The organism is Kocuria palustris (assembly GCF_007666205.1).
In the GTDB taxonomy this organism is placed as follows: Bacteria; Actinomycetota; Actinomycetes; order Actinomycetales; family Micrococcaceae; genus Kocuria; species Kocuria palustris_A.
Genome location: NZ_VDOR01000038.1, coordinates 1 through 1,269 on the forward strand (window position 1 = coordinate 1; position 1,269 = coordinate 1,269).

A 1,269-nucleotide genomic window follows, 5' to 3' on the forward strand; every position below is an offset into this window, starting at 1 on the left:
GGGACTGCCGCACGAACAGGTGACAGTTGGGGTGTCAGGCCGCGAGGTCCACGGCCGGGTTCATGATGGTCTCGTATTCGATGGGGGTCAATCGACCCAGGCGGGCCTGTCGGCGACGGCGGTGATACTTGCGTTCGATCCAGGTGATGATCGCGATCCGCAGTTCGTCTCGGGTCCGCCAGCGTTTGCGGTCCAGGACGTTCTTCTGGAGCAGTGCGAAGAACGATTCCATCGCGGCGTTATCGCCGGCAGCGCCGACCTGGCCCATGGATCCGATGAGGTGGTGACGGTTCAGGGCGTGCACGAATTTCCGTGACCGGAACTGAGACCCACGGTCCGAATGCACGATGCAACCAGCGACGTCACCGCGGCGGGAAGCGGCGTTGTCCAGGGCGTTCACCGCCAGTCGCGCCTTCATACGGTCGCTGATCGAGTAGCCAACGATCCGGCCGGAGAACACATCTTTGATGGCGCAGAGGTAGAGCTTTCCCTCGTCGGTCCAGTGCTCTGTGATGTCGGTCAGCCACAGTTCGTTGACGTCATCGGCGGAGAAGTCCCGCTTCACGAGATCGTCATGGACCGGCGGCCCGGGACGTTTCCCGTTCTTGCCGCGATTCTTCCCGAACACCGACCACCACTGGTTGTCCCGGCAGATCCTCCACGCCGTCCGCTCACACATCTGCTCACCGGCTTCTGCCGCTTCGCCGGCCAGGAACCGGTAGCCATACTCGGGGTCGTCGAGGTGAGCGTCCAGTAACGCGTTGGACCGGTATGCCTCGACCACCTCGGCCTTGGTGACCTGCTGGTGGCGCCAGCGGTAGTAGGGCTGGCGGGAGAGCTTCAGGACCCGCAGGGACACCGCGACGGGAATGCCGTCAGCGGCGAGCTCACTCACGAGCGGGTAGAACCTTTTCCCGGCAGGTTCGCCTGGGACAGGTAGGCCGCGGCACGGCGGAGGACCTCGTTCTCCTGCTCGAGCAGCCGGATCCGCTTGCGCGCATCGCGCAGCTCGGTGGAATCTTCCCGGCTCTTGCCGGGGCGGTTGCCGTCGTCGATGTCTGCTTGGCGGATCCATTTGTGCAGCGTCATCTCGTGGACTCCGAAGTCCTTCGCGATCTGCGCGATGGTGATGCCGTCCTCACGGGACCGGGCCACTCGCACGACGTCTTCGCGGAACTCCTGGGGGTAGGGAGCGGGCATGGTGCACATCCTTCCAGGCCGCCCTCCGGGCAAGCCAGATCAGATGTCACCTATCCGTGCGGCAGTCCC

General features: G+C 64.5%; 1 protein-coding gene. It reads right to left on the bottom strand.

Going from position 1 to position 1,269, the window contains the following annotated elements; translation table 11 throughout:
• Positions 1-34: 34 nt before the first annotated feature.
• A protein-coding gene (locus FSY66_RS12390) for an IS3 family transposase (protein WP_260853684.1) occupies positions 35-1,200 on the bottom strand; the annotation gives its coding sequence in 2 pieces (ribosomal slippage) (positions 35-913 and positions 916-1,200; 1,164 coding nt in all).
• Between the last annotated feature and the right edge of the window lie 69 nt (positions 1,201-1,269).